Annotated in this window: 22 protein-coding genes; 5 read left to right on the forward strand and 17 right to left on the reverse strand. The window is 59.2% G+C overall.

The window, feature by feature from the left end; all coding sequences use genetic code 11:
- Positions 1-311: 311 nt before the first annotated feature.
- Positions 312-602 (forward strand): DUF1236 domain-containing protein, encoded by a 291-nt coding sequence (locus BR48_RS0114780; protein WP_027232021.1) that lies wholly within the window; start codon positions 312-314, stop codon positions 600-602.
- Between the two features lie 71 nt (positions 603-673).
- On the opposite strand, the gene BR48_RS24650 is transcribed toward BR48_RS0114780, so the two are convergent.
- Positions 674-913, reverse strand: a complete 240-nt coding sequence (locus BR48_RS24650; protein ID WP_051615032.1) for a hypothetical protein — start codon at positions 911-913, stop codon at positions 674-676.
- Positions 914-1,387: 474 nt separating this feature from the next.
- Here BR48_RS24650 and BR48_RS0114790 point away from each other — a divergent pair, with 474 nt between their 5' ends.
- Positions 1,388-1,582 (forward strand): hypothetical protein, encoded by a 195-nt coding sequence (locus tag BR48_RS0114790; protein WP_027232022.1) that lies wholly within the window; start codon positions 1,388-1,390, stop codon positions 1,580-1,582.
- 6 nt (positions 1,583-1,588) lie between these two features.
- On the opposite strand, the gene BR48_RS0114795 is transcribed toward BR48_RS0114790, so the two are convergent.
- The 3 genes from BR48_RS0114795 to BR48_RS0114805 form a co-directional block, all read right to left on the reverse strand.
- Entirely contained in the window at positions 1,589-1,816 is a 228-nt protein-coding gene (locus BR48_RS0114795; protein WP_027232023.1) for a hypothetical protein, read from the reverse strand.
- 111 nt (positions 1,817-1,927) lie between these two features.
- Positions 1,928-2,812: an alpha/beta hydrolase gene (locus BR48_RS0114800; protein ID WP_155810894.1), complete on the reverse strand. Its 885-nt coding sequence runs from the start codon at positions 2,810-2,812 to the stop codon at positions 1,928-1,930.
- A 9-nt stretch (positions 2,813-2,821) separates the two neighbouring features.
- On the reverse strand, positions 2,822-3,541 hold the full coding sequence (locus BR48_RS0114805; protein WP_027232025.1) for a Crp/Fnr family transcriptional regulator: 720 nt from the start codon (positions 3,539-3,541) through the stop codon (positions 2,822-2,824).
- A gap of 100 nt (positions 3,542-3,641) precedes the next feature.
- Here BR48_RS0114805 and BR48_RS0114810 point away from each other — a divergent pair, with 100 nt between their 5' ends.
- A complete protein-coding gene (locus BR48_RS0114810) occupies positions 3,642-3,902 on the forward strand; it encodes a hypothetical protein (RefSeq protein WP_027232026.1) in 261 nt (86 codons plus the stop codon).
- 195 nt (positions 3,903-4,097) lie between these two features.
- Entirely contained in the window at positions 4,098-4,349 is a 252-nt protein-coding gene (locus tag BR48_RS0114815; RefSeq protein WP_139217681.1) for a hypothetical protein, read from the forward strand.
- Here BR48_RS0114815 and BR48_RS0114820 read toward each other — a convergent pair.
- The 7 genes from BR48_RS0114820 to BR48_RS0114850 all read right to left on the reverse strand — a co-directional run bounded on the left by BR48_RS0114820 (position 4,346) and on the right by BR48_RS0114850 (position 13,791).
- Positions 4,346-5,380, reverse strand: coding sequence for an ATP-dependent DNA ligase (locus BR48_RS0114820; protein WP_081815897.1), 1,035 nt, complete (start codon positions 5,378-5,380; stop codon positions 4,346-4,348). The two genes, BR48_RS0114815 and BR48_RS0114820, sit on opposite strands and share 4 nt — an antisense overlap.
- Complete coding sequence (gene ligD, locus BR48_RS0114825) at positions 5,377-8,013, reverse strand: DNA ligase D (RefSeq protein ID WP_027232029.1); 2,637 nt, start codon at positions 8,011-8,013, stop codon at positions 5,377-5,379. Before ligD ends, BR48_RS0114820 begins: the two co-directional genes overlap by 4 nt.
- A gap of 155 nt (positions 8,014-8,168) precedes the next feature.
- Positions 8,169-9,599 carry an amidohydrolase family protein gene (locus BR48_RS0114830; RefSeq protein WP_027232030.1) on the reverse strand — a complete coding sequence of 477 codons (1,431 nt, stop codon included), beginning with the start codon at positions 9,597-9,599 and terminating at the stop codon, positions 8,169-8,171.
- Complete coding sequence (locus BR48_RS24655) at positions 9,592-10,680, reverse strand: amino acid ABC transporter permease (protein WP_197030361.1); 1,089 nt, start codon at positions 10,678-10,680, stop codon at positions 9,592-9,594. The genes BR48_RS0114830 and BR48_RS24655 overlap by 8 nt, the downstream gene beginning before the upstream one ends.
- A gap of 1 nt (position 10,681) precedes the next feature.
- Positions 10,682-11,854, reverse strand: coding sequence for an ABC transporter permease subunit (locus BR48_RS0114840; RefSeq protein ID WP_027232031.1), 1,173 nt, complete (start codon positions 11,852-11,854; stop codon positions 10,682-10,684).
- Positions 11,855-11,934: 80 nt separating this feature from the next.
- Positions 11,935-12,966: an amino acid ABC transporter substrate-binding protein gene (locus BR48_RS0114845; RefSeq protein WP_027232032.1), complete on the reverse strand. Its 1,032-nt coding sequence runs from the start codon at positions 12,964-12,966 to the stop codon at positions 11,935-11,937.
- A gap of 111 nt (positions 12,967-13,077) precedes the next feature.
- Positions 13,078-13,791, reverse strand: coding sequence for an aspartate/glutamate racemase family protein (locus tag BR48_RS0114850; protein WP_027232033.1), 714 nt, complete (start codon positions 13,789-13,791; stop codon positions 13,078-13,080).
- 255 nt (positions 13,792-14,046) lie between these two features.
- Here BR48_RS0114850 and BR48_RS0114855 point away from each other — a divergent pair, with 255 nt between their 5' ends.
- Complete coding sequence (locus BR48_RS0114855) at positions 14,047-14,757, forward strand: GntR family transcriptional regulator (protein ID WP_081815898.1); 711 nt, start codon at positions 14,047-14,049, stop codon at positions 14,755-14,757.
- 34 nt (positions 14,758-14,791) lie between these two features.
- On the opposite strand, the gene BR48_RS0114860 is transcribed toward BR48_RS0114855, so the two are convergent.
- From BR48_RS0114860 to BR48_RS0114885, 6 genes are all read right to left on the reverse strand, one after another.
- The gene (locus tag BR48_RS0114860; protein WP_027232035.1) at positions 14,792-15,454 is read right to left on the reverse strand and encodes a flavin reductase family protein; all 663 of its coding nucleotides are present in this window, start codon (positions 15,452-15,454) and stop codon (positions 14,792-14,794) included.
- A gap of 41 nt (positions 15,455-15,495) precedes the next feature.
- Entirely contained in the window at positions 15,496-16,938 is a 1,443-nt protein-coding gene (locus BR48_RS0114865; protein ID WP_027232036.1) for an amidohydrolase family protein, read from the reverse strand.
- A gap of 10 nt (positions 16,939-16,948) precedes the next feature.
- On the reverse strand, positions 16,949-18,652 hold the full coding sequence (locus BR48_RS0114870) for an ABC transporter ATP-binding protein (protein WP_245273515.1): 1,704 nt from the start codon (positions 18,650-18,652) through the stop codon (positions 16,949-16,951).
- Positions 18,653-18,663: 11 nt separating this feature from the next.
- Positions 18,664-19,563, reverse strand: coding sequence for an ABC transporter permease (locus BR48_RS0114875; protein ID WP_027232038.1), 900 nt, complete (start codon positions 19,561-19,563; stop codon positions 18,664-18,666).
- Positions 19,563-20,528 carry an ABC transporter permease gene (locus tag BR48_RS0114880; protein ID WP_027232039.1) on the reverse strand — a complete coding sequence of 322 codons (966 nt, stop codon included), beginning with the start codon at positions 20,526-20,528 and terminating at the stop codon, positions 19,563-19,565. The genes BR48_RS0114875 and BR48_RS0114880 overlap by 1 nt, the downstream gene beginning before the upstream one ends.
- Before the next feature lie 133 nt (positions 20,529-20,661).
- A complete protein-coding gene (locus BR48_RS0114885) occupies positions 20,662-22,233 on the reverse strand; it encodes an ABC transporter substrate-binding protein (RefSeq protein WP_027232040.1) in 1,572 nt (523 codons plus the stop codon).
- Positions 22,234-22,363 lie beyond the last annotated feature (130 nt).

The raw sequence follows: 22,363 nt of genomic DNA on the forward strand, positions 1-22,363 counted from the left end.
TATGCGCTCGCCTGCCGTTTCGTTGGCCAGGACCGGAAACCAGAAAAACTGTCCTGTCCGCCCTACCGTCGCGTCTGGTTAACACGGCCACCACTGTCTAGCGAGAAAACGGCCGTGGCAAAGTCGGGTTCCATTCGACGCGGCAAAAAATCTTCTAAGCTGGCGGAGCACGCCGGCTCTTGTAGCGCCGTTCGCTGGCCCTGACTTTTCGCGGCAGCAAAGCCCGAGTTGGTGAGGGTTGTCACTTCTTCTGGAACCAAACGGGCCTATTGCCGGTTTCTTGCCCAGGGACACACAAGGAGACAAAACTTATGAAACGCATCGTTGCAATAACCACCGCATTGCTCCTCGCCGGCTCGACTTATGCCTTTGCGCAGGACGCTGTCATCGTGGAAGTTCCACAGCCAGCGCGCGACTATGTCATTGCCCATCCTTCGGATCCTGTTGTGATCGATGGCGATGTTGCCGTTGGAACCGTCGTTCCCCAACAGGTTCAGCTGGTACCGATTCCCGATAGCCCGGACTACGCCTATGTCTACGTCGACAAGCAGCCGATCATCGTATCGCGCAAGGACCGCAAGGTTGTTTATCTATCGCAGTAACGCTGCCATGTGTGGGATAGAATGGAGGGCCTCGTAGGGGGCCCTCTTCGCCAGGATCGGCAAATAAAGAGCTATTCGGTTTTTGTGCGCAGGAGGTCAGACACGAAAATCGTCTTCAAAAGTTCGCCCGGTTCATTATAGATGCGCACGACCCATGTCGTTGGATCGTAGCCTTCAATGACCGCGTCGATGAGCGATTCCCTTGCTGCCTTGTGCGCAGCGTCGATCGCAGCTTCATGGTCAGGAAATGCGATCGGTGTAATGGCATCAAGCCCCTCACCTTCATCGAAAACGAAACGAAACAGCGGCATGTGGGACCTCGCACTTCCTTTGTCGAGAATGAACTCTCCGCACCACCATTCGTTCCCTAGGTGAGACCATGAAAGTCGCCGTTGGCTCGTTCTGCCTAGTCCAAACATGCGCGGGCGGATCACGGACCTCGTCAGGATTGGGCAAAGGCACTTCGTCCGGCAGCTGATCCGGAGATGGCGGCTCGACAATGGGCGGCACCGGGCCGGGTCCCGGCGCGGGCACCGGCGGCCTGTCAGGGATTGGCGGATCGGGATTTGGACGAGGACCAGGATCACCCATCAGATTGCTCCCTACTGTTGCTCGAATTTGCGTCATTGCAGTGAGTGGCAATTGGCATCGTAAGTTTCAGTGAAACACATGGAGGAAACGGAAGTTCCGTCACCCTGGGCACGCGTTAGAGAGTGGGAGACTCCGGGAACGTAACGTCTGGAAAATCGTTCACGGGAAGTAGTCGCCAAGCAGATGAGGGTGTCATGAGCAACGAGCCTACAAAAGCGGATTTGCGCGAAGAACTGGCGCGGCTGAAGGACGATCTCGCCGTCGCCGAAGGCAGCCAAACTTTCGGCATTTCCACGGAAGGTGATTCAGTACCGGGTGACAGTGCCGCAGAGGTCATACGGCGCAGGATCGACGAACTGGAAGAAGTGCTGAACCGCGCCGGAAACTAACAAGTGCTAGTGTTGCTCCTGATCCCTGAGGTCGAGCCCGAGCAGCTTGTTGAGAGCGAGCCGCGCTTCGCGCATGGTCCAACCTGCCGCCATCGCCTCCCTGATGAGATCGATGTAATCTTCACCCGGATCGTGCAGTTCTTCGAACCTTGCCCTGATGGCTTCGACGCAATCCGACTCGCGAACCGAATGGGTTGCCAAACGCGAGGGCGGAGAAATCTGCACCGTCATCATGACGCCTCCAGTCAAGACCAGAACCTTATACCATCAGAAGTTGTAGCAAAATGTAACGGCCCGCGGGTTCGAAAGTTCCAACCCCTGCACTCAGGTTCATCTCCTCTCAGGCTACCAGTAGAGGCTGTGAAAACGCGAAAGTGCTTTGGCCAACGTCTCGGGCACCTCCTCCGCCATATGGTGCCTGCAAGGCAGGGACTGGCCGGACAGTTCCGTTGCCCACCGCCGCCAGACGCCAAGAACATCGCCATAGAGGTACTCGAGATCGTCCTGCCCCGACCATAAAACCTGCAACGGACAGGCCAAGCGCCGTCCGGCGCTCCGGTCTTCCTCGTCGTGGCGCCAGTCGATCTCAAGGCCGGCACGGTAATCCTCGATCATGCCGTGGACCGTCGACGGATCATGAATGGCTGTGCTGTAATCCGCGAAGTTCGCTTCTCCCATTTTGTCGGCCGTACCACCGTACCATGCGAGCGGATCGGCCAGGATGGCCCGTTCAGGCTTCTCTGCCTGAGCGAAGAAAAACCAGTGCCACCAGGCTTTCGCGAATTTGGCGTCGCATCGCTCGACAGCCTCGATGATTGGAACTCCATCGAGGATTGATAGAGATCTGATCGTCTGCGGATGATCCATCGCACAGCGAAAAGCCGTATAGCTGCCGCGATCGTGGCCGGCGATCGAGAATGTTTCGAACCCCAGTCCGCGCATTAGCTCGACGCAGTCACGCGCTTTCGCTCGTTTGGACGACCCGGCGTGATCGGGATGGTCCGCAGGCTTGGACGAACCGCCAAATCCGCGCAGATCAGGACAGACAACGGTAAACTCAAGCGCGAGCAAAGGAGCAACCCGGTACCAGGTGGTGTGCGTGCGCGGATGCCCGTGAAGCAAAAGCAGCGGCGGTCCGTTACCCCCGTGACGAACCCGCAAGGTGGCTTCGCTGAGAACGATCGTCTCCAAGGTGAATCCCGGAAATATCTCGGCTGTCTTATACGACATCTGTAATCGCTATCGCGCCTCGACCGAAAGATTGAGATAAAGCGGGTTGAATTCCGCGAACTCCTTCAGGGCTTCCCAGTCGACAATGGTCACTGTCCGATTGATCCAGGTCACGAGCTTTTCGCGGCGCAGCGACTGCAGTGTCTTGTTGAGATGGACCACCGAGATCCCGACGACATCGGCAAGCTCGACCTGCGACAGCGGGAGGTGAAAGCTCTGTTCGTTGGTCAGTTGGACGACCTGCAGGCGGACGTAAAGCTCGCAGATCAGATGAGCAAGATGCGCCTTCTTTGATCTTCGCCCCATCGCGACGATCCATTCGCGATGGATGGCGCCGTCGATCAGGGTGGAAAGCCAGAGCAACCGCGTCAGGTGCGGGACAGTTTCGGTGACTGTCTTGAGAGCGCTGTGGTCGGCGAAGGCGACGCGGCACGGGGACAAGGCGACAATACCGTGGTCCATGATTTTCAGGGGGAATGCGTGAAGATCGACGAAGTCGCCGGGAATATGCAGGGACGTAATCTGCCGGCTGCCGTCATCGAGCACCTTATAGCGCGCGGCGAAGCCTTCAAGCATCAAGGTGCTATATGTCGGCCGTGATCCTTCCCGCACCAGATCTTCATCGATTTCAAATTGTCGCCCGCGTGTGATGATTGATCGAAGAAGCGATTTCTCCTCCTCGGAAACAATATCGCGGCTTTCAAGATTCAGAAGCAGTGATTCAATCAAAGAAACCTCCATCCAATTTTCCAGAATAGTGACGAATGACGGAACTGATTGGCCCACGAACGATTACTATCCTTACGAAACCAGCAGCGTGTACACACAAATGTCCCGATATTACTTTGACTTGCACAATGGCGCCGGCCCCCTGCGCGACGACCACGGGGTGGAATTGGCGACGCTCAATGCCGTAACCCAGGAGGCAACGCGCATCCTGCTCGATATTGCTCGCGACGAAGTCGGCGACACGGGGCGTCTGATTGTCACCGTGACTGTGAGAGACGAGGAAGGGAATCCCATTTCAATCGCGAGCCTGACGTTTTCCAATGAGTGGCTGGAAAATCCGAAGACAGTGCCGTCCCGGTAAGATTGCGTTGCTTATCTAGCTACAAGTCGCCGCGAAACCTTTTGTTCCGATTCAATGCGGTTCGCTCATAATCCAGCGATCATCGTGCAGTTTCGCAGAGCATGTTTCGACGATTCCGTTAAACAATTTGAATGACACCCACCGGCGCCGCGTCCAGTGTTCGGCCTAATACTTGACGACGATGAGGAGGCATTCATGCGACGTGCAAGGAAAGCAATATATTCCCGCGAAGACTGGAACCTCATGGAACACGCACACCGCATCGCGTGCCGCGATCTCCATGTACCGAGTACAAGCCTGGACGAAATCCACAGGGTTGCCAAACGGGTGATGACCCTTTTCGATGGGGGCTTGCGTGACGAAAACCTGATCGCCGCCACTGCGGCGAGCCAGGAGCGTTTCATTGCCGATACGCTTTCCCTTCGCCACAAAAAGGTTCCGGCCTAATGCATGCCTGACCTGAGCTGCTCATACGTGCATTGGCGAGGGCTCTTGTCGGGACGCCACCGCAACAATTTGGTCCCGTGGCGAAACCGATCACCGCTGATATGATCAAATCTTACCTCGACGACGAGTTGCGGCTTCAACGGTTGCCATTCGCCGCTCCGCTCTGTGCTCCAGCGGCTCGGCCCACCTGGAGCCTTGCCGGTAAAGCCGGGAGGCCCGACCAATGCCTCCAGCTTCTCTGTCAGTTCACCGCGCTCTTTATCCGTAATCGTTGACGTATAGCCAACGTGATCGAGCTTGCCGTCACTGTTATAGAGGCCAAGAAGAAGAGACCCGACTTGCTTGCTGTCATGTTCGTAACGGAACCCGCCAACCACGCAATCCGCTGACTTAAGACGCTTCACCTTGATCATGGCGCGCTCGCCCGGAAGATATGGGCCATCCACGCGCTTGCACACGACGCCATCGGTTCCCGCATAACCATTTTCGAGCCAGATACGTGCTTCGTCGATATCGCTCGTATGCGGCGATTGCGTCAGTGCGGCTTCGCGCGCGAGCGCCAGAAAGGCGGACAATTGCGCATTACGAACGGTAAGCGGACTATCCATGATTAACTTGCCGTCGGGATTCATCAGCATGTCGAAGACGACGAGCCTCGACGGCGTTTCAGCCGCGAGCTTTCTGACACGGCTTTCCGCAGGATGAAGTCGCATTTGCAGGGCTTCAAAGGAGAGCGCGCCGCCGCTCTCGATGACGAGTTCGCCGTCGATTACAAAACGTTGAACCGGCAGCGCCGCCAGCAACTCGACCATCTCCGGAAAGAAGCGCCCCAGCGGCTTCCCGGATTTGGCGCGCAAATCAACCTCGGTTCCGTCCTTGAATGCCAGGCAGCGAAATCCATCCCATTTCGGTTCATATTGCCAGCCGCCGTCGGCAGGCAGGGTCTCGGCCGATCGGGCCTCCATCGGCTGCGTATCGAGAGGCAGGGCCCACGCAGAGCGTGAAATCTTCCGTTTCCCCACTTCGATCATGCTGCTGCTTTCACGGACTTTCCCAGAAGCTTGATGGCCTTTTCCAATGAACGTTCTCCATCGAGATAATCCGCCCAAGCGTCGGTTTTTTCGAGAAGTGCGGGGACCGTTCGCACGGTAAAACGCTTGGGGTCGAGATCGGCCCTTACGTCCCCCCACGCCAAGGGCATGGATACAGTTGCGCCAGGACGAGCCCGAGACGAGAGCGGCGCCACCGCGGTCGCCATGCGATCGTTGCGCAAATAATCGAGAAAGATCCGCCCGTTGCGCAGTTTCTTAGCCATCTTGACGAGATAGCGGTCCGGGTGATCATTGGCCATTATCTGGCAGACATCGTGGGCGAATGCCTTTGCCTCGCTCCACGTGAGCTTGCTCTTCTTGCTGGTCGCAAGTGGCGTGACGACGTGCAGGCCCTTGCCGCCCGTGGTCTTGCAGAAGCAGACGAGGTCCAGCGCTTCGAGACGTTCCCGCATTTCCTTCGCTGCCGCGACCACCACTGAGAATGGCACATCGGGGCCGGGATCCAGATCGAATACCAGCCGTCCTGGAACGTCCGGATTTCCAGGTGCGCAATTCCATGGATGGAGTTCGAGGGCAGCGATCTGGGCGACGGCAATCAATCCCTCCACCCTGTCGATTTGCAGATAGGGCTTTCGATCGCCCGAAACCGTTACCAATTCGATCAGATTTGACGCGCCTTGCATGGCGTGGCGCTGGAAGAACTGTTCTCCACCCATGCCGTCCGGGGCGCGGATGATCGAACATGGCCTCCCCTTGATATGATCAAGTAGCCATGGACCGACCGCCTGGTAATACTCGGCAAGATCAAGCTTGGTGACAGGCCTCTTGTCGCCAGCGTCCGGCCACAGAGGTTTGTCCGGATTGGACAAAACAACACCCATGATTTCGGCCTTCGCTCCACGTCGCTTGCCGATGCTCCGCGCCTGTTTCCCGGGATCGGGAACGTCCGTGGTTTCAGGTTTCGCCGGCTTCTCCGCCTCGACTTCCAGGGCAGGTTTGTCTTCACGAATACCTTTGAACGAAGCCTGCCGCACGAGACCGTCGGCAGTCCAGCCTTCGAATTCGATCTCCGCCACGAGTTCGGGTTTCACCCATTCGACATCGGGATCCACCTTCTTGGCCATGTTCCCCCCGGTGAAGGGCGACTTTTCGGCGCGAAGTGCCTCGAGTCGGGGCAGCAGCGACTTCACTTTTGCCGCTCCGTACCCTGTGCCGACGCGGCCGACATAAATGAAGTGGTCCTCACGAAAGACACCGACGAGCAGCGAGCGGAATCTTCCGTTGGTCTTCGACCAACCGCCGATGACGACTTCGTGGCCGGCGCGACACTTCGCTTTAACCCACATATCGGTTCGCCCCGAACGGTAGGTAGCGTTGGACTGCTTCGACACAATTCCTTCCAGCGAAAGCTTGCAGGCGGACTTCAGGACCGCGTCACCGCCCGTCTCGAAGTGGTCGACATATCTGAGCCTCGGATCACCGCCCACGTCGTCGAGGATCGACTGCAGCCGTGCCTTTCGTTCGGTCAAGGGGCGGTCGCGCCAATCATGACCGGCTTCGAACAACAGATCAAAGGCGAAGTAGACAAGGTCGCCGGTCTTGCCATCGGCCTGTGCCGCCTGCAGCGCGGCAAAGTCGGGTGCGCCATGATCATCGAGAGCGCATATCTCCCCATCGATAATCACATCCGGCAATGCCGAGAATGCCTTGGCGATTGCCGTGTACTTCTTCGTCCAGTCAAGACCCTTGCGGGTCCTCAGCGTCGCATCTCCGTCCTTGACCCGGGCCTGGATGCGATAGCCATCGAACTTGATCTCGTGCACCCATCCAGCGTCAGAAGGAGGACGCGCAACGCTTTCGCAAAGCTGTGGCGGGATGAAGTCCGGCATCGTCGCTTCACTTGAGGCGGCAGGCGTTCCTCGCTTGCGCTTAGTCGGCGCTGCGGAGCCGTTGCGATTGCTCTCCCAAGTTGCGTCCGCTGCCGCGTAAGAACCCTCCGTCATGAACGGCTTGGGCTTGCGCCCTTTTCCCGAGGCTATTGCCTCCATGGTACGGCCCGACGCCACCGAGGCTGCTTCCTTGAGGATCGCGTCACCGTTTCCATCTACCGAGTGGTCGTCGCGATGCTTGATCAGCAACCAGTTGTTGCGCTTGCCGCCGTCCCGATCATTCTTCATGCGCACGAGCACGAAGCTGCCGTGCAGCTTCTTGCCATCCAACGCGAATTTGAGATCGCCCTCCTCGAGCGCCTCCTGAGGGGATTTGGTACCCTCCGGTTCCCAATAACCCCGATCCCACAGCAACACGGTTCCACCGCCATACTGGCCCTTTGGGATCGTACCTTCGAAGTCGCCATATTCGAGTGGATGATCTTCGACCTCGACGGCGAGCCGCTTGTCCTTCGGGTCAAGCGAGGGCCCTCGCGTCACCGCCCAGGATTTAAATACGCCGTCGAGTTCCAGCCGAAGATCATAGTGCAGCCTTGAAGCGTCGTGTTTTTGGATGACGAAGCGAAGCCTGTTCGACGCATTGACTTCGCCGCCGCCGCTTGGCTCCTGTGTGAGCTTGAAGTCGCGTTTGGACGTGTAACGGGAGAGTTTGCCGCCTGCCATGATAACCTCGACCGCGCTTGATACCATGGCAGACAAACGCGCCGGATCGCGAAAAGATGCAGGCGGCTGGCGTTTGTGGCGCCAACCTCTCAAACGATAAGCATTACCGCGGAATCATGGCTGCTTGTGCGCACGATGCCGGGTCGACATAGTAGCTATTTGACGGCGAGCGAGAGCCTTGCGCCTTTGCCAAACGCCGGCCCGCCTGCACTGCTTCGCGCGATCATCCGCTTTTGCGCGTCCTGCAATTCGCGGACGGCCCCCTCATAGTCGAGATTGGCCACGGCGTGATTGCGAACGACGGCAGATCCGTCGACAAAGACATCCCGGACCGCACGCTCGGCTGCGCAATGCAGAAGGTTGCGCAGGGGATCATGCACAGGCTGCATGCCGGGCGTCGCGATGTCGATCAGGACCAGATCAGCCTTGGCTCCGACTTCAAGCCTGCCAATATCGTCCCGTCCAAGCGCCTTGGCGCCGCCGATCGTTGCCGCATTGAATACGCCTTGCGTATCGATTTCCGCGAAGTTGCGCCCGGCGATGCGCGCGCAGATCAGCGCCTGGCGCATCTCTTCGAGCATATTGAATGGATAGCTGTCAGTGCCGATCCCGATGGTCACCCCCGCGCGTTGATAGGCGCCAATCGTTTCAAGAGTCATGCCGCTGCGCGCAAAAGTTACCGGGCAGTGGGCAACCGCTGTCCCGGTCTCGGCCAGGCGGGCAATGTCGTTGCGGGTGCGCTGGCGCGTCCAGGAATGGTGATCGGCAAAAATGCAATGGCCGAGGATGAGATCGGGACCGAGTATGCCGATTGCGTCGAGATGCTGGATTGCGGTGCGACCGTGGCGCCGCAAGAGTTCCTCATGCTCGGTCATGGTTTGCGCCGCATGGATGGTAATCGGCGCGCCTCGCCTGCGCGCCTCGTCGGCGGCTTCGGCCATAAGCTCCGGCCGGCAGGTCTCGATCTGCGAGGGGGCGACCACGCCCTGAAGCCGGTCGCTCTCGTGGGCACTGATTTCGTCGACGAGCGCCAAGGCCTGCCGGAATCGATCGTTCCCCGCTGCATCGTCCCAGTCGAAATCCAGGCGGTGGCTTTCGACGACGCGCCACTGCGCCTGGCGAAATCCCGGAGCCAGATAACCGCGCAAGCCGCTCTCCGCCATGGTCGAAATCCAGCGCGGATGATCGCCGGCAATGTCGAGCATCGTCGTCACACCGCTGCGCATCAGATCGCCAAGCATGACAGTCTGCGCCGCGGCCTGCGCGTCCTCATCCGCATCGAGCAAGGCCGAAAATTCGTAAAGCGCATTGCCCCAGAGTGCGGGCGTGCCGGCATCCTCGAACAGTCCCTTGGCGAGCGGCTCGTCGCCTGAATGGCAATGAATATTGACGAGGCCGGGCATAACCATGAGGTTCGTCCCAGAAATCTCCTCGTTTACCGCACCGACGTAATGGCCGCCGACTTGCATAACCCCCGCGCTAGAGAAAGCTACGTCACCGTCATTCATGTAGACGTGAGCATCGGTTTCCGCGTCCCAGGCGACAATCCAGGCAGCGTCCCGGATGACAGTAACTTTCTCAGTCATGACCAACTCTAAATCTCCGTTCAAGAAAGCGGCTGTAGGCGCCCATGATGGCGCTGAAAACGAGGTAGACAAAAGCCGCAAACACATAACCTTCGAGCACGGCAATACCCTGCCACTGAGGATCGCGCATCGCTGCGCGTACCGTGTCGAGGAAATCGAGAAGCCCGACGATCGTCACGAGCGTCGTATCCTGGAAAAAGCCGATGAACAGCGACACAAGCGGCGGAATGACGATCTTCAGGGCTTGCGGGAGAACGATAAGGCGCATCGTCTGCCAGTAATGCAGGCCCATTGCCGAGGCAGCCTCGACCTGCCCCTTGGGCAGCGCCTGCAATCCGCCCCGAACGACTTCAGCGATATAGGCGGCGGCAAAGAGAATGATTGCGACCTGCGCCCGCAACAGATTGTCGATGTTGAAGCCAGTCGGCAGGAAGAGCGGCAGCATGACCGAAGCCATAAACAGAATGCTGATCAACGGGACGCCGCGGACGAGCTCAATGAAGACAACAGCAAGGACACGGATGGCCGGCAGGTTTGACGCGCGCGCAAGCGCCAGCAGCACGCCGAGCGGGAAGGCGCAGACGAGACCGACGGCGGACAGCATGAACGAAAGCGGAAGGCCGCCCCATTTGGACGTCGGCACATAGACAAGGCCTGCAAATCCACCGAGCATAAGCCAGAAAAGGACGATGCACGCCGCGGCACCGAGGACGAGGAGCCGGCGCCCCCAGAACATCGGGATCATGGCGATGCCGCATGTGCCGAAGAACAGCAGCAGGGCAAGAAGCGGCCGCCACTGTTCTTCGAAGGGGTAGAAGCCGAACAGCATGAAGCGCATCTTGGCAACGAGGAAGGGCCAGCATGCCCCGCCCTGCTGCTGGCAAACAGCAGGCGCTCCCGTAAAGACAGCATCTACCAACAGCCAGGCGATGACATGCTTCAGTGCCCAGGCGATGATGAGGATGCAGCCGACGGTGATAGCGCCATTGACCGGCGTGCCGAAATAGGGCTTGAGCTTGCTCTTCAGGGAGAGCGAGGGCCGATAGCGCTGAACGGAGATGGAGACGTCTTCTGCGGTCATGTCACCTCTCCCGCAATGCGACGCGCGCATTGTACCAGTTCATGAACAGCGAGATGGTGATCGACAGGCTGAGATAGACCAGCATGAACAGGGCGATCGGCTCTATTGCCTGCCCGGTCTGGTTCATTGTGGTGTTGGAAACCATTACCACGTCGGGATAGCCGATGGCTATCGCCAGCGACGAGTTCTTGAAGACGTTGAGATAGGCGCTCGTCATTGGTGGAATGATGACGCGCAGGGCCTGGGGCAAGATGACCAGCCGCATGATACGCGAGGATCTGAGCCCGAGCGCGGCCGCGGCTTCACGCTGGCCCTTGCGGATCGAAAGGATGCCGCTGCGGACGATCTCGGCAACGTTGGCCGATGCGCTGAGGGCGAGCCCGACGAAGAGAGCGACAAACTCGGGCGTTAGCTGCGCACCACCAGCGAGGCGAAAGCGGCCGAGTTCCGGCAGGCTGAGATCGAGCTCGGGACGCAGGATGAGCCAGGCGACAAGCGGTGGAATGGCAATGATTGCGCTGATGAGCGGCCAGTTGGACTGGTCGGTCCCACTTTCAATACGCCGCAGCCGAAGATGGCGCGCATAGAGGTAGGTCAATCCGCAACCAAACAGGAATGCCGCTGCGATCATCGTGTGATCGTTGCTCCAGGCGATGGATGGAACTGCGAGGCCGCTATTGCTGAGAAAGACGAACGGCAGAAGCTGCAAGGCCTCGCGGACCGGCGGAAGGATGGTGACGATGACCGCATAGCAGAGAAACAGCAACAGCAGCAGCGGGACGTTGCGCAGGGCCTCGACATAGAGCAGCATCAGACGGGCGAATAAAGGGTTGGACGAGAGCCGGCCAATCCCCACCAGAGTGCCTATGATCGTGGCGGCAACCGATGCGAGGATAGAGACCCGTATCGTGTTGAGGATGCCGACAAGCAGCGCCTTCGCATAGCTGTCGGATGGCTGATAGTCGATCGGCGATTGGCTGATGACGAATCCAGCCTCACGCCAGAGATAGGAAAAGCCCGTGGCGATGCTTTGCCGCGCAAGGTTTTCCGAAACATTATTGAAGAGATAGAGGCCCGCGACAACGACGCTGGCGACGCACACGCATTGATAAAGAATGCCCCGCGTCCGCTTATCGCGGAAATTCAAGCGGAACGGTGCCTGCGCGACACGCATCGAAGCCCCCCCAGCATGCAAGATCCGATTGAAATGGATGAGCCGATGCGGAGATTTATCCCGCACCGGCTCGCTTTAGCTCAGCGGAACGGCGCCGCGTAAAGCAGGCCGCCATTGGTCCATTGATTATTGGGACCGCGGGTCAGGCCGAGGGCAGTTTTTTCGCCAAGATTGCGCTCGAACATTTCGCCGTAATTGCCGACGCCCTTGATGGCATCGTAGAGCCACTTTTTGTCGAGGCCGAGCATGGGTCCGAGATCCCCGGTCACGCCAAGCATGCGCTGGATCTCAGGGTCTTCGCTCTTTGTCTTGTCGTCGATATTGGCTTGGGTGATCCCCTTCTCTTCCGCTGCAATGATGCCATAGGTGGTGAAGGAAACGATATCGCGCCAATTGTCGTCGCCCTGCCGTACGGCCGGAGCAAGCGGTTCCTTCGAGATCGTATCCGGGAGGATGATGTAGTCGGCCGGGTTCTGGGCGACAGCGCGAATGGATGCGAGATCGGAGCGATCACTGCTCAGCGCATCGCAACGCCCGGAGAAGAATGTGTTGCGCAGTTCATCGGGATTTTCGAAGACGACGGATTCAAACTTGCCGTTGTTGGTGCGGAAGAAATCGGCAAGGTTCTGTAGGGTCGTCGTGCCCGGAAGAATACAGATCGCTGCATCGTTCAATTCCTTGGCGCTCTTCACGCCAAGCTTGGCCGGAACCATGATTCCCTGTCCGTCATAGAAGACGGTCGGTCCGAAATCGAGGCCGAGCGATGCTTCGCGCGAGAAGGTCATCGTGGTCTGGCGCGATAGGATGTCTATCTCGCCCGACTGAAGCGCCTGAAAGCGCGTATTGATGTTGGTGAGAACGAAATCGACCTTGTCAGGCGACCCGAAGACTGCGGCAGCAACAGCGCGGCACACATCCGCATCGAAGCCCTGCATGACGCCCTTGCTGTCGGCGTAGGCAAATCCGGCGACATTCATCGAAACACCGCAAATGAGCTTGCCGCGCTTCTTGACCGTGTCGAGTGTCTGTTGTGCTGAGGCCGACGTGGCGCCCATCGCGGCAAGAGCCGCCAGCGACGCGAATACAAAACTCCTAACCCATTTTGATTTCATTTTGTTCCCTCGTGTTTGTATTTTTGTATACGATAATCACACTTATTGCATCCTGTCACGCATTGATTTTGCCGGGCGAATGGTCTTCCCGGTTGCCAAAATCAGCAGCGTTCAGAATCTCCGAGTTCTCGATTTCGCGGGTCGCCGTAGGCCGGCCATGGCTTCGGCCTGGACGAGCCCCGCATGGAATGAACAGACGAGCGGGATATCCCATTCCGGCTGCAGATCTTGAGCAATTCCGGCGAGCGCAGCCCCGCCGATGATGACGACATCAGCGCCCTGCTCGCGGATTGCCTTGTCGACGAGCACTCGCACCGCACTGCGCGCCTCCGCGGGCCGCGCGGCTAGATCAAGCGCCCTTCCCGGAATGGCGTACATGCCGCAGCAGCGATCTTCCAGCCGCTGCTGGCGCATCAGTTCGCGCAACATTCCCGGCCAGCGCTCGCCGATGGTTACGATCGCAAAGCGTTCACCGAGCTGCAAGGCAGATACAATGGAGGCTTCGGCCATGCCGACGACAGGGAAATCAAAGACTTCCTTGGCGGCTCCGATGCCGGGTTCACCAAAACAGGCCAACAGACAGGCGTCGTATTTATTGTCGCTGGCCTCGGCCAAATGTTCCTTGACCGTATCGATGATGGCATGAGCCGCGACCGCCGCACTTTCGCGATCGCTGATATACTCAGCGCCAAACCGTGCGGTCAGCGCAGTGACATTGCGTTCGGATGGCAGCATGGCGCGCGCCTGATCCCGCAACCGTTCGGTCAGGGCCAGGTTGGTATTACCATTGACAATCAGGAGTTTCGAACTGTGGCTCTCAAGCATGGCTAGCCCTGCAGAAAGCTGCGCTCGTCGCCCGCCGAATGAAGATTACGCTTGTCCCTGGCGATGCCGTGAACATGACCGTGTGCTCCCCCTATTCCCGCTGCTTGTGGTCGAATGCACCGGGCCTCTTTAGGAAGACTATATACTGCTCGCGAAAAATAGTATACAAAAATAAATCGAAATAGCATACACTATTGCCAATTCACGGATTCCGTCTGATACGATATAAGTTGGTGATCAACAGATGGGTTGCACATGAACGAACAGACCTTGACCACCGGTAAAAAGCGCCAGCGTCTCCCAAGCAGCAATACAATGTATGAAGCCTTGCGGCGGGCGATCATCGAGCGCGCCCTGCGCCCCGGCGACAAATTGCCGGAGGACGTCATCGGCGATCGCTTCGGTGTCAGCCGCACCATCGTGCGAAGCGTGCTTGGGCGTCTGCACGGCGAGGGTTTGATCGACCTGAAGCCAAATCGCGGCGCGACCGTGGCTCAGCCGACGCTCGAAGAAGCCTACGATATCTTCGAAACGCGGCGGAGCCTCGAACGCGATGTGGTGCGCCGCCTCGTCGAGCGCATCACACCGGCAGAGATCAAGCGCCTCAAGGACCATGTCGCGCGCGAGGAAACCGCCCGCACCCAGGATTCACCCGACTCGATCCGGCTCGCCGGCGAGTTCCACATTCTTCTCGCCGAGATGGCGGGCAATGCCGTAACGGCACGCTACGTAAACGAACTCGTGTCGCGCTGTTCGCTTATTCTCGCCCTCTATGGCCGGCCGCACTCTTCGGACTGCGCGGTCAACGAGCATCTTGAAATCGTTGCCGCTTTGCAGAAGGGCGATAGCGAGAGGGCTTTTGCCGTCATGGATCATCACCTTGAGGCGGTCACCGAACGCGCCTTGCTGACGTCAAGCAATCACCAGCGCGATATCCGGTCGATATTGGACGACTATGTGAAATGATGCCATTCCCGGCAAAGGGAATGGCACGGTTCTATCAGGAGGCCTTCGCCTCGATTGTCGTCTCGGTCTTTGCCTTGTAATCGGCCACCGACATGGTCTTCAGCTCGAAATAATCGCGCGTCGTCGCATAGCCATGACCGCCCATGCGGCCGACCGCATCGAGCACCGTGGCATCTACGTAGAGCTTATCGGCGTCGATGGCATTCTCGTGGAAATGCGCATAGACGACCTCCCCAAGCACGATTTCACGGCTTTCACCGATATTGAGGAATGAATGCAACCGGCATTCCAAAGCTGCGGGCGCTTCGGCGATACGGCCTGCCGCGATAGCTTTACCTGGCGCTATCGTCAGGCCTGCCTCGGCGATCTCGTCGACGCTCGCGTCAAACGGAACGGCGCAGATGTTCATCTCGTCCATGATCGATCCCGAAACGACATTGACCGTGAAGCAGCCGGTGTCCCTTATGTTGCGAACCGTATCCTTGGAGTGTCCGCTCGGCGAATACTCAACCCCAAGCGCGACAATGGCGGGGTCCGACGAAAGGCAATTGAAGAAGCTGAATGGCGCTGCGTTGGCGCGTCCCTCGCGGTCGACGGTGGATACCAGTGCGATCGGGCGGGGAACAACTGTGCCGATCAGGATCTTGTACCGTTCACGCGGCGTAAGGGTGTTGAAATCAAAGGAAACACTGTTCATCGGAAGTCTTTCAAAGGTTGATTGGTTGGACGACACGCCGCTCATTCGATGAGATCGGTGTCGCGGGCGTGGCCCCAGAACATTGGTGGCGTGCGAACGAGATCGTGCAGATCGAGGCGCTCGATCATGCGCTCGGTTTCGCGCTGCGCCGCATCGAGAACGGCATCCTGATCGACATGGACGGGATTGCGATCCCGCAACAACACGCGGCCGCCGACAAGGACCGTGTGAACGTCATTGCCATTGGCGAAATAGGTGACGCGGAACTCTGGCATGTTTGCCGGATAAAGATGCGGGCGTCGCAGGTCTACGAGGATGATATCGGCTTTCTTGCCGGGCTCGAGCGAACCGATTTCGTGGTCGAGACCAAGTGCCCGCGCGCCGTCTATCGTGCACATTTCGAGGACCTTGCCCGGCGGCATCCAGCTCGGGTCGTGGAAATGCGTCCGGTGGTAATGCATGCATTGCTGCATGTGACGATACATATCCGCCGAGCGGTCCGGCGCCGTTGCGTCGGATCCCATTGCAACGAGCACACCAGCCTGCAGGAGCTCGGGCACCGGGCAGCGGGCGAGGATCGAGGCAATCGCACTCGGATTGTGAACGATGCGCGTATCGGTGCGCGCGCAGATCGCGATCTCGTCGTCGTCAAGTCCGGTTGCGTGCGAAAGCAGCGTCCGCGGCCCAAGAATCCCGATTTCGTCGGCAATCCGCACGCTCCCCTTGGTATGGCCGTCCTGCATGAAGACCAGTCCGCGTTCCTCGGCGAAAGTCTTTACGGCGCGCGATTGGGAAACAGCATCATCGGCGCCCGGCGCGTCCAGGTTTTCCTGATGCAGGGTCGGCGTCAGCATGGCAACGTGAAGACGTCCTTCATGACTATCGTGCCAGCGCCCGGTCAACTCCTCGCAAGTAGCAAACTGCTGCTCGAACGAGACGGGGTAATCGGTCCGTTCAGAACCCTTCCAGCGCGCATAGGTCAGGGGATGAGGTGGTCGGGTCGTGCCAACAGCGACGACAGAGCGTGTACCAATGCCAAGGACGCCTTCCATATGTGCGTCGCCATACACTGCTTCGTCCGTCCGCATGACGGAATCACCGCCGCCGAGCAGTGAAACGCCGGTCGTCACCCCGAAGCGCAGACGCTCCAGCGCGGCAAGCTGGGCCTCGGCATGCCAGAATTCCGGGGTCGAGCCGACCGTATAGGCGCCCTGGCAGGCGCGGTACCAAAGGTCGCTGCGCCCGCCGCCGAGGGTCTTGATAAGGCCGTGGCCGGCATGGGCATGGCTGTCGACGAGTCCCGGCATGATGGCCATGCCGCGCGCGTCGATGACTTCACGGGCAGGATGATTGCGCGCTACAATATCGGTTGGACCGACGGCGACGATACGATCGCCCTCGATCGCCACCGCGCCGTCAGCAATGATGCGCCGCTCCGGATCGATGGCGATGACGGTTCCGTTCTTTATGAGAATATCTGCCATTGCCTAATCCTTATGCGGCGGTATTTTCGGCTTTGAGAATACGGTCGAGCGATGGCGCGAGGCGCAAAAGCTCACGCGTATATTCGTGCTGCGGGGATGAGAACAGCGTCTCGGTTTCCGCAAGTTCGACGATTTCTCCACCCTTCATGACGGCGACGCGGTCGCACATCTGCCGGATCACAGCGAGGTCATGGCTGATGAAGAGCATGGAAAGGCCGGCAAGATCGCGCAGATCCTTTAACAGGTTAAGAAGCTGCGCCTGCACCGAGACATCGAGTGCCGAGGTCGGCTCGTCGCAGATCAGCATTGAAGGCTGTGGCCCGAGGGCCCGGGCAATCGCGATGCGTTGGCGTTGCCCGCCGGAGAATGCATGCGCGAACCGCTCGCCCGACTGGCCGCTCAGCCCGACAGCCTCAAGCAGGATGGCTGCGTCTTCACGGGCCTCGGCAGCGTTGGAAGCAAGTTCGTAGAACAGAATGGGCTCAGCGATTGCGGCATTGATGCGCATGCGCGGGTTGAGGGCTGAATAAGGGTCCTGGAACACCATCTGCATTGACTGGCGGACGGATTTTATCCTGCCGGCCTCCAGGGCAACTCCCTGGAAATGCACGGAACCTGAAGTCGGGGCAACGAGCCCGGCGATGGTATTCGCAACCGTCGTCTTGCCGCAGCCGGATTCGCCGACGAGGCCGAAAATCTCGCCGCGCTTGACGTCGAACGACACGCTCTTTACGGCCTTGAACGCTGTCCTGCGGCTTGGCAGAAACGAACGCTGGCCATATTCGACGCAAAGTTCGCGCACCGCCAGCATCGGCTCATCCTCCTTGCTCTCCGCGGCCGACCTTGTCTTGCCGCGCACCGCCTCGCGCGCCTTGAGTGTTGCGGGCGTCTCTTCGCTCGGGACCGGCAGTCGCTCCAGCCGGTGTTCGATTGGCGGCACCGCAGCGATCAGCGTGCGTGCATAGGGTGCCTTGGGCGACGTGAGAACGCCGCGCGCCGAACCGCTTTCGACAACGCTGCCGTTCTGCATGATCGTCACCCGGTCGGCAATTTCCGCGACGACGCCCATATTGTGTGTGACGAGGAGCACGCCGACGCGCCGCTCGTCGGCAAGATCACGGATAAGCTTGAGAATTTGCGCTTGCACCGAAACGTCGAGCGCCGTCGTCGGCTCGTCGGCGACGATCAATCGCGGATCGCAGGCGAGCGCCGTGGCGATGACGACGCGCTGCCGCTGGCCGCCGGAGAGCTGATGCGGGTAGCTTCCAAGGCGGCGTTCCGGTTCGGGAATGCCGACTGCCTTGAGAAGATCGAGCGCCCGCGCGCGGGCTTCCTTGCGGCTGATCTTCAAATGGGCAAGCATCCCCTCGCAGAGCTGGCTTTCCACCGTGAACAGCGGGTTGAGGCTGGTCATGGGATCCTGGAAGATCGCGCCCACGTCTCGGCCGGGAACGATGCCTTCGGTGCGACCGGTGCGCGTGTTGATCTGCTTGCCGGCGATGGAAATCGACCCGCCCGCGATGCGGCCTGGCGCCTGCAGAAGACCCATCAGCGCATTGCCGACCGTGGTCTTTCCAGCGCCGGACTCGCCGACCAGCGCATGGATTTCGCCGGGGCGGATGGTCAGATCGATATCGTTGACGGCGACGAGTGTGCCGCCATTGGTGAGCGGATACTCGACCCTGAGGTTCTTGATGTCGAGTACAGGTGGCATTTGCGTGTCCATCAGTGCGCCATCAGTTTGGGGTTGAAGCGGTCGCGCAGGTAATCGCCGATCACATTGACCGCGAGCACAAGCACAACGAGGACGGCAGCGGGCATGACCGCAATCCACCAGAGGCCCGAGAACAGGAACTGGTTGCCGATGCGGATCAGCGTGCCGAGCGAGGGATAGGTGGCGGGCATGCCGGCGCCGAGGAATGACAGCGTCGCCTCGGTGAGGATGGCGCCAGCCAGGTTGATCGTCGCAATCACCATCACCGAACTCATCACATTCGGGAGGATGTGACGCAGCATGATGCGGCGCGACGGAAGTCCGATCACCTTGGCGGCACGCACATAATCGCGCGCGTTCTCCACCATGGTCGAGGCACGTACCGTACGGGCATACTGGACCCACTCATTGAGGGCGATGGCGCAGATAAGGATGACCGGCGCCCACTCGGACACCGTCGCGCCACTCAACTGTGCGCGGGCGACACCGCTGATCAGCAGAGCGACGAGGATTGTCGGAAAACTGACGAGTACGTCGCCGACACGCATCAGGATCGTATCGATGATCCCGCCGAAATAGCCCGCGATCAATCCAAGGGTGACCCCGATAATCGCGGCGAGCAGCACCGCCCCGATGCCGATGATGATGGAAATACGCAGGCCGAATAGGATAACCGATACAAGATCGCGGCCCTGATTGTCCGTGCCGAGCAGAAAGCGCGGATCGCCGCCGTCCATGAAGGAGGGCGGAATTTCCATATCGATGAGCGAATAGGATGAGACGTCGCGCGGATCCATCGGCGCGATCAGCGGAGCGAAAATCACGAGTACAATCATCGTGGCGAGCACAAGGCCGGCAATGATGACCGAGATCGGCGGCAGTCGGTGCTGGAGAAAAGCGCGCGTTGTCATCACTTCGTCCTCAATCGCGGATCGATGAATGTGTAGAGAATGTCGACGACCATGTTGATCATGACGAACAGGAAGCCGACGAAGAGGAGGTAGGCGGCGAGAACCGGAACGTCCGGATAGCCGACCGCATTGGTGAAGAGTAGGCCCATGCCCGGCCACTGGAACACTGTCTCGGTGACGATGGCGAAGGCGATCAATTGCCCAATCTGGAGACCTGTAACGGTCACGACGGGCATCAATGCGTTGCGCAGAGCGAGCCGCCCGTAAATATGCGAGCGCGGCAAGCCGCGGGCAAAGGCGAAGCGGATATAGTCGGACGAAAGGACGTCGATCATTTCCGAGCGGACGAGGCGCATAATCAGCGTCAGCTGGAACAGCGCGAGCGTGATGGAGGGCAGGATCAGCGATTTCAGTCCCGAAACGGTGAGAAAGCCGGTCTGCCAGCCACCGAGATTGACCAGTTCGCCGCGTCCCGACGAAGGCAGCCAGCGCAGGTTGACGGCGAAGATCAATATGAGAAGCAAGCCCGTCACGAAAGTCGGCATCGAAATGCCGACGAGCGTTGCCGACTGGATGATGCGCGACAGAAATCCCGTGGGCTTCAATGCGCAGACGACGCCGAGCGGAATGCCGAGCGCCAGCGACATCACCGTCGCGACCAGCACGAGTTCCAGCGTCGCCGGCAGCCTGTTCATCAACAATTCGGCGACGGGCTGCTGGTAGCGGAAGCTGGTGCCGAGATCGCCGTGCAGGACACGGCCGAAAAACTCGACGAACTGAATGAGCATCGGTTTGTCGAGGCCGAGCGCTGCGCGCAGCGCATCCTTTTCGGCCTGGCTTGCCCCTTCCCGCACCATCATCGCGACAGGATCGCCGACGAAGCGGAACATGATGAAGGCGACGGCTGTGACGGCGATCATAACGAGGATCGCCTGAAAGAGCCGCATCGAAACAATTTTGATCATCGGACCATGCCTTCCATGGAGCGCGAAGCAGCTTCACCGGCCCTTCGCGGATGCGCCTCTAAGCCCTAAAGGGACCAGCGCAGCGGTTCCAATTGGCGAGGCACGTGCCGCATGTGCGGCACGTGCCACCAGTTTAGTTCATGTGTGCGAACCACGGGCGAACATATTCGTCCGGGAATTGCGGCATGTCGACCTTGTCGCTCATCGCCCAGGCGACCGGCTGCTGATGCAGCGGCAGATAGAGCACCTCGTCGTGGGTGATGGTGAAGGCTTCCTTCAACATCGCGACGCGCTTGTCCTGGTCGAGTTCGGTCGATGCCTTGCGAGCCAGTTCATCGATTTTCGGGTTCGACAGGCCGTTGGAATTGCTGCCACCGAACTTGCCGTCGGTGGTGGCAAGCAGGGCCTGCAGGACGCTGTAACCGTCCATCGGCGGAAGCGACGCCCAGCCGAGCATGTACATGTCGAATTCGCCCTTATCCATGCGCGGGAAATAGGTGGTCTTGCTCTCGACACCCACATCGGCCTGAACGCCGATCTTCGCCCACATCGACGCGATCGCAAGGCAGATCTGCTCGTCGGCGATATAACGGTCGTTGGAGCAGTTCAGGCCAACCTTGAAGCCATCGGGATATCCGGCTTCGGCAAGAAGCGACTTGGCCTTGTCGATATCGTAGGCAAGCGGGGCATCGATGCCTTCGTCATACCCGGTGACGGGCGGCGCCACCATCATGCCGGTCGTGCGGGACTTGCCGCGCATGAGCCGCTTCTGGATCGTTGCCAGATCGACTGCGTGCCACAGCGCCTGGCGAACCTTGACGTCGAGGAGCGGATTGGGCTTGCCGGGTTCGGCGTGCAATTCCTTCTTCCAGTTGAAGCCGAGGAAAATGACGCGGAGGGACGGATTCTCCACCACCTTGAAGCCCTGCGTGTTGGCGACGCGGTCGATGTCCTGCAGCGGGACCGGGGCGATCATGTCGAGTTCGCCGGAAAGCAGCGCGGCAACGCGGGTCGCGTCGGACGCGATGGGGCGGAATTCGACGCTCTTCAGATTGTGTTGCGGCTTGTCCCACCACTCTTCATTGACTGCAAACACGGACTTCGAATCCGGCTCGTAGGTGACGAGCTTGAAGGGACCGGTGCCATTGGCATGGTTGTTTGCATATGTCGTGACGCCGGTGGATGTGTTGCCGGGCTTCAGCGCGTTATGCTCTTCCATCCATGGCTTGCTCATCATGTAGATCGCGGCCAAATCGTTGAGGAGCAGCGGATAGGGGCCGCTCAGGATAAGATCGACCGTATAGTCATCGACCTTCTCGACACCGATGACGGCCGAGAGATTCTCGCGGTTGCGCGCACCTGGATCGATCTGGCGCTGGATCGTCGCGACGACGTCGTCCGCGTTGAAGGGCTGGCCTTCGTGGAATTTCACACCCTGCCGCAACTTGAAGCGCCAGCGATCAGGAGCAACGACTTCCCAGGATGTCGCCAGGGCAGGCTCCAGTTGCAGCTCCTTGTTACGGCGCACCAACGGATCGAAAACCATGTGGTGGACGCTTTGGGTAAAGCTGTCGACCTGAGCGTTCGGATCGTAGGAAATGACATCGCCGGCGGACGACCACCGCAGTGTCTGAGCCACGGAAGGCATGGTCATCGGCACGACAAGCGCGAGACCGGCCAATAATGTCTTGAGATATTTCTTCACGGGGTATCTCCCATTTTGTATACACATGTTCCCGCTATTATGGTACACAGATTGTACACAATTTCAAGGTGACAATTTCACTTTTCGCTGATTTGATGTCACCGACATGCACTTCAACATTGGGGAGCCA

Source organism: Phyllobacterium sp. UNC302MFCol5.2, assembly GCF_000686005.1.
Classification (GTDB): domain Bacteria; phylum Pseudomonadota; class Alphaproteobacteria; order Rhizobiales; family Rhizobiaceae; genus Phyllobacterium; species Phyllobacterium pellucidum.